General features: G+C 51.3%; 4 protein-coding genes, 1 tRNA gene and 1 pseudogene. 5 read left to right on the plus strand and 1 reads right to left on the minus strand.

Annotated features, from left to right (window positions below; all coding sequences use genetic code 11):
- Window positions 1-20 precede the first annotated feature (20 nt).
- Complete coding sequence (locus M6F29_RS02730; RefSeq protein WP_297457082.1) at window positions 21-710, minus strand: Bax inhibitor-1/YccA family protein; 690 nt, start codon at window positions 708-710, stop codon at window positions 21-23.
- Window positions 711-923: 213 nt separating this feature from the next.
- Here M6F29_RS02730 and M6F29_RS02735 point away from each other — a divergent pair.
- The 5 genes and pseudogenes from M6F29_RS02735 to M6F29_RS02755 all read left to right on the plus strand — a co-directional run.
- A tRNA-Ser gene (locus tag M6F29_RS02735) sits at window positions 924-1,011 on the plus strand.
- A gap of 293 nt (window positions 1,012-1,304) precedes the next feature.
- Window positions 1,305-1,439: pseudogene (locus tag M6F29_RS02740) on the plus strand (IS1595 family transposase); the annotation flags it as partial.
- Window positions 1,440-1,458: 19 nt separating this feature from the next.
- Window positions 1,459-4,095, plus strand: coding sequence for a CRISPR-associated helicase Cas3' (cas3, locus tag M6F29_RS02745; RefSeq protein ID WP_298157269.1), 2,637 nt, complete (start codon window positions 1,459-1,461; stop codon window positions 4,093-4,095).
- The gene (locus tag M6F29_RS02750) at window positions 4,092-5,669 is read left to right on the plus strand and encodes a hypothetical protein (RefSeq protein ID WP_298157271.1); all 1,578 of its coding nucleotides are present in this window, start codon (window positions 4,092-4,094) and stop codon (window positions 5,667-5,669) included. Before cas3 ends, M6F29_RS02750 begins: the two co-directional genes overlap by 4 nt.
- Window positions 5,670-5,708: 39 nt before the next feature.
- A partial coding sequence (locus M6F29_RS02755) for a transposase family protein (protein ID WP_524537699.1) occupies window positions 5,709-6,238 on the plus strand: 530 nt, incomplete at its 3' end.

The following is a 6,238-nucleotide window of genomic DNA, read 5'->3' on the forward strand; positions in this document are numbered from 1 at the left end:
TTGTCCGGAAGCGGGGTCGACTAGCGACGATCCCCGCCGAATACGCCCAGCAATTGCAGGAGGCTGACAAATACGTTGTAGATGTTGACGTACAGGCTCAGCGTTGCGGTGATGTAATTGGTTTCTCCGCCATGAACGATGGCGCTGATGTTGAACAGGATCATCAGTGAAGAGAAGAGCATGAACGCGCCGCACAGCACTACCTGAAAGAGAGGCAGTTGCAGAAAGAGGTTGGCGATCACGGCCACCATCAGGACTACGGCGCCCACGGACAGGAACTGGGCCATGCCTGTGAAATTGCGCTTGGTGGTGCTGGCCAGGGCCGACAGGGTGAAGAACACGGCGGCAGTTCCTCCGGCGGCCAGCGAGACCAGTTGAGCCCCATTACGGAACGCCAGGGTGAATTGAAGCAAGGGTCCCAGCATGACGCCCATGACGAAGGTCAGGAGCAGGAGCAGGTAGATCCCGGTGGAACTGTAGCGGTTGGCCTCGATGGCGTAAAAGAGACCGTAGATGGCTCCCAGGAACAACAGACTGGTCAGCATGGGGCTGGCCGCCATGAAGGCGAAACTCAGATTGAGGCCCACCAGGGCGCCAACGGCCGTCGGAATGAGGGACAGGCCCAGCAACCAGTAAGTGTTTCGCAGCACACGGTGTTGCAGCGAATCCAGTTGGCCTGCCTGGTTATAGATGTTGTACTCTCGTTGCATGGTATCAGACTCCTTCAGTAATCCCCTGTATTCAGGGTTTGCCCCACTAGGACAACGCCGGAGGGAAGAAGTTGCAAGATCCATTCCTGCTCCGTTCCTCCCGTCCATCAGATGGGGACGGGGTAAAGATACCACAAGTGGGGGAGGAGCGTGGTATCCTAGCGCACTCTGAAAAGCGAACCTGTTTTTTCCAGCGGTTCGTTCCCAACCAACGGAAGCGTGGCCGAGCGGTTTAAGGCACTGGTCTTGAAAACCAGCGATGGGAAACCATCCGTGAGTTCGAATCTCACCGCTTCCGCCAACCCGGCATCCATAGTTGTCCGGAAACATCCATAACGCCATGTAATTACAGTGAATCAACTGAAATTACGGTCCAGTGGCATCCCATTGCATCCAAGCGTAGATAGACCATGGTAATAAATTTACCACGGTGAGTTACCACGATGGCGATGGTCTTTACCTTTCGACCCCCCTGATAGGTTCGTGGTGTTCTGCATAAACGCAATCGCTCTGGTTGCGATTTTGGATGCTCTCAAATAAATTCATGGTTCATTTGCTCACGAAATGAGTTAGCATTCCTCTTATGAGGTGTTTGGGTTACCGTCCGGGTGTCTGCCAGAATATCTCGATGAGTTCTGCTATCGGTCCAACCAATGCGAAAGAAAGGCTGAGTTGCCACTGCGCATGCTCAATACGTGCCTGACGAATGTTGCTATCAAACTAAAATAGTTTAGGGGCATAAAAAATTTTGATACCACCCCTGTGTGCATTTGGAAAACTTGAACGCGATGATTTTGGCGTTGTTAGCGATTGGCACCCATTGGTCGATCACATGATTGATGTGGCTGTTTGCTTTGAATGCCTGAGCGCTTGTCGTTCGATTCGTCGCTCTATGGAAAAAGCGGCGGGCAGGGAGTTGGATGAGCGTGACATTGCGCGCCTCTCGGTGCTTGTTTTCTTGCATGATATTGGGAAAGCGAACAGTGGATTTCAGGCTAAACGATGGAAAAACAAAGAGGACATCCCTCTTGAGTGGCCGAATCATGCGGGGCACGGCATTGAGGCAATAAAACTTTTTTATGAGACCCTGGCTCGACAACCGATTGAACAATTAATCGAAAGAATTTGTGCGTGGGGCGATGCAATCGAGCCGCTGCTGATAGCCAGCATCAGTCATCATGGTCGCCCGCTTAATGATCATCCGGGCGATTGGAATAAAAATATCTGGAAACAAGTGGCCGATGCTTATGATCCTGCCGTTGTACTAAAAAGCATTGGCGAACATGCAGAGACAATTTTCCCGAAAGCATTTGAATTAGAGGGCAAGCCACTGCCAAATGCACCGTCCTTTGGGCACTTGTTTGCCGGTTTGGTGCAATTAGCCGACTGGTTGGGATCGGATACAAGGTTTTTCCCGTTCTCTGAAAAAGATGAGGATAGAATTGTTACCGCCAAGAAAAAAGCGCGAGAGGCCATCGCCGTCATAGGCCTGGATGCTGAGGATTGGCGCGGTAATCTGAACAAACGCTCGCCCACCTTTTCAAATGTTTTCGGCATTTCGCGGCCACGTCCTATTCAGGAGGCAATGAGTGACGACAATCTCGGGCCGCTGGTGATACTTGAATCGGAAACAGGCAGCGGAAAAACAGAGGCCGCGTTATGGCGGTTTGTACATTTGTTCAGTGTAGGCGCGGTGGACAGCCTGTATTTTGCCTTACCGACCCGCGTCGCCGCCTCGCAGGTTTATAACCGTGTTCAATCTGCCATCAAAAATATGTGGCCAGAAAAATCGCCGCTCACCATTCGCGCGTTGCCTGGTTATGTAAATGCCGATGGCGGTGATGTCAGTCAGTTGCCCAACTTTAAGGTACTGTGGTCAGACATTCTTGATGATGAAAAAGCTCCGCAGCGTTGGGCAGCCGAATCTGCCAAGCGTTTTCTTGCGGCACCGGTTGCCGTTGGCACTATTGACCAAGCCTTGCTTGGCGCATTGCAGGTGCGCCACGCCCACTTACGTCATGCCATGTTGTCGCGCAGTCTGTTGGTGGTGGATGAGGTTCATGCCTCAGATCCCTATATGACAGTGTTATTGGAACATCTGCTCAAAGCGCATCTGAATAATGGTGGGCAGGCGTTGTTGCTTTCTGCAACGCTTGGCTCCAGTGCGCGTAATCGTTATCTTGCGCTTGCGCCTAAGGCGAAAAGACCGCAAACCAGATCCATGACCTTTGAGGCGGCGTGTGCCATTCCTTATCCGGCTATTTCTGATCAGAAACAAACGCGAGTCGTTGCGGCGACGGGTAACAACAAAACGGTGGCTTGGACGGCGTATGACATTATTGATTCACCGGACAAGATCGCAAACATGGCGATATCCGCAGCCAAATTTGGGGCAAAAGTGCTGGTGATACGCAACACTGTACCTGCAGCTATCGCCACGCTCGCGGCTATTGAGGGAAGTATTCCCGATAAGGCTTGGTTATTCACTGTCAACAAGGTCGCCACCCTGCACCACAGTCGATTTAGTCGGCAAGATCGTCCCGTCATGGATAAAGCCATTGAAGCGCAACTTGGCAAACAACGCCCACTTGGGCCGCTTATTGTGGTGGGTACGCAAACACTGGAGCAGAGTCTTGATATAGATGCCGACATTCTGATTACAGATCTGTGTCCGATGGATGTGTTGTTGCAGCGAGTCGGACGTTTGCATCGTCACATACGAGAAGCGCAGGAACGACCCGAGGAATTTCAATCTGCAAAAGCATGGGTACTGACTCCGGCAGGACATGATCTCGACCCGTTGGTTGACAGATCTAAGCATGGCTTGGGAATATTTCATAATGGCGGGGGGGTCTACGCCGATCTGCGCATGCTGGAAGCGACGCGGGCGTTACTTGCCGAACGCCCTGTTGTATCCATTCCTGCTGACAATCGCTATCTTGTCGAAGCTGCGACACACCCTGAAATATTGGACAGCATCCAAGTCGCCAAAGGGGAACTATGGCAAACCTTGGGGCAGAAAATCGAAGGCGATACGGGCGCACGCCAAACCATTGCGCGTTTGCAGGCGCTGGATTTTGAGCAAACCTTCGGCGAACAGGAATTCCCCAACGATGTGCAAATTGCTACTCGCCTTGGGGCACAAGACCGCATTCTACGCTTTGAGCCCGCGCTTACTGGTCCATTCGGTGAACCCCTCAAGGAGTTGCCGGTCCGTCACCACTTGTTACCCGGAAATTTGTCGCCCGATACAGAGCCAATGGTCACCAGCCAAACCGAAACAAGCATTACCTTTCGCTTGGGTGATGCGCAATTTCGCTACACCCGCCTTGGGCTGGAACGCCTCAAGGATAATCGAATTTCTGATGCCGGAGGACTGCCGTGACGCTTCAATACTCCCTGCTCGATGAACCGTTGATACGCGCCCGGCTGGTGGATGGCGGACAACCCGTGCAATACAGTCTGCCCGGATTGTTTGTCGCACTGGCGCATGACGAGGTACGCGACTTTCCCGCGCTGCGCCCGCACCAACGCCACCCGTGGCACGCCTTCTTGGTGCAACTCGCCGCCATGGCATTGCATCACGCAGAGCAAGCACAGCCTTTTGAAACGGAACAAGAATGGAAAGACGCGCTGCTGGAACTTACGCCAGAACACCCGGACGGCGAAGCGTGGTGTTTGATCGCACCCTACGACAAACCCGCTTTTATGCAAGCTCCTGTGCCGGGGGGCAAGGTGGACGATTGGAAATCGGTAAAAGACAAAACGACCATCGCCACTCCTGACGAATTAGACATGCTGATAACTTCTAAAAACCACGATCTGAAAGTTGCTCGGATGCGACGGGGTGAGTTGGATGATTGGGTGATGGCATTGATTAGCCTGCAAACTCAGGAAGGATCAATGGGTTCAGGAAAATTTGGGATTTCTCGGATGAATAGTGGGTATGGTAGCCGTCCAGGAGTGGGTATCGTATCCAAGCAACGGTTTGGAAAGAGATGGCGTAGGGATGTTTCAAAACTTTTAGTTGAAAGAGAAAATATAGTTGAAATTATGGGGCTGAAAGATCAGGGAGGCATTGGGCTTGTTTGGCTTAAACCTTGGGATGGATCAGACAGCCTAAGTTTTGGTGCCCTTGACCCTTTCTATATTGAAATATGTCGTCGTATTCGATTGCGGTTATCAAGAAATTCCGTCATATCGGCTATAGGTACAGGAAGCCAAGCTCAACGAATCGCAGCGAAAGAGCGCAATGGGATCACTGGTGATCCTTGGACGCCTATTGACATCGCTGAGAAAAAGGCTCTGACAATAAGTGCGAAAGGATTTAATTATCAGCTCGCTGCTGATTTGTTCTGCGGTAAATACAGCAAACCAATTGCGCAGGAAATTTTTGTCACAGATGGAACGAATGACCTTGAAATTTTGGCGCAAGGGGTTGCACGAGGCGGAGGAAAAACTGGTGGTTACCATGAACGGCGGATACCCATTTCCTCTGCTGTGCGAAAAATGCTTATTCAAAATCAGACAGATGTCTTAGCTAGAGTAGCCGAATATCGTGTGAAGATGATCGATGAAATGAGTAGCGTGTTACAGGCATCAATTACTATGCTATTTGATAACGGCAAGCCACAAGAAGGCAGAAGCACGCCCAAAGGACTCAAGCAGAAAGTTGACGTATTTATCAAGCAATTCGAGCAAGCCGAAGACTCCCGTTTCTTTGATGAACTTAACGCGGAAGTAGGATCCGTCGAACCCGACAAAATCCGTTTGCAATGGCTTTTATCCATGGCGGAACGCGCCGAAGCCGTTCTTAAAAACGCATTCATCGCCGGGCCGCAAAGTGGTGAGCAGCGTTACCGCGTCCAATCAGTCGCTCTATCTAAGTTTCACGGTGATTTGCGTAGTCCTGAATCCGTGTTCCAAACCCTTAAAAACATATACAACCGTTTGAATTGATGAGATAATTAGTCATATTCATTCTTCACCCAAACGAACATGGCACACTTTGAAGTCCGGCAATCCGAGAAACTGAATCTGACCTCTTATTCTGGATTGGCGTTGATTGGTCAATGCTGTCAGGCCGCTCAGGTGGACCTGGTGATCGACCCCAAATTTCCGGTTTCTCAAGGAATGCGTACCTCGGATGTGGTGAAGTCCATGATTGGACTGTTGAGTCTGGGCAAGAGTGATTTCGAGGCGATCGAACCTTTCCGCAATGATCGTTTTTTCAAGCAATCCCTGGGGTTGGTCAAGGTTCCAGGAAGTGTCTGGATGCGTCAACGGCTGGATGCCAAGGCTGGGGAATTGCGTGAGCATACGGACGAACTGACCCTGCGCCTGCTGGAATCCACCCATGCGCCGATTACGCCCCACAAGGGGTTTGTCTGTGTTGATCTCGACACCTTTGTGATGGACAACAGCAACACCCGGAAGGAAGAAGTGGGTCGAACCTATCAGGGGGTGGATGGGTATACCCCGATTGCTGCGTATATTGGGAATGAGGGCTGGAACATCGGCTTGGAATT

Origin of the sequence: Ferrovum sp., assembly GCF_027317285.1 — a bacterium.
Lineage (GTDB): Bacteria > Pseudomonadota > Gammaproteobacteria > Burkholderiales > Ferrovaceae > Ferrovum.

Coding starts and splice junctions, on each gene's coding strand:
- M6F29_RS02730 (WP_297457082.1), bottom strand. CDS start 710: ATGCAACGAGAGTACAACATCTATAACCAGGCAGGCCAACTGGATTCG.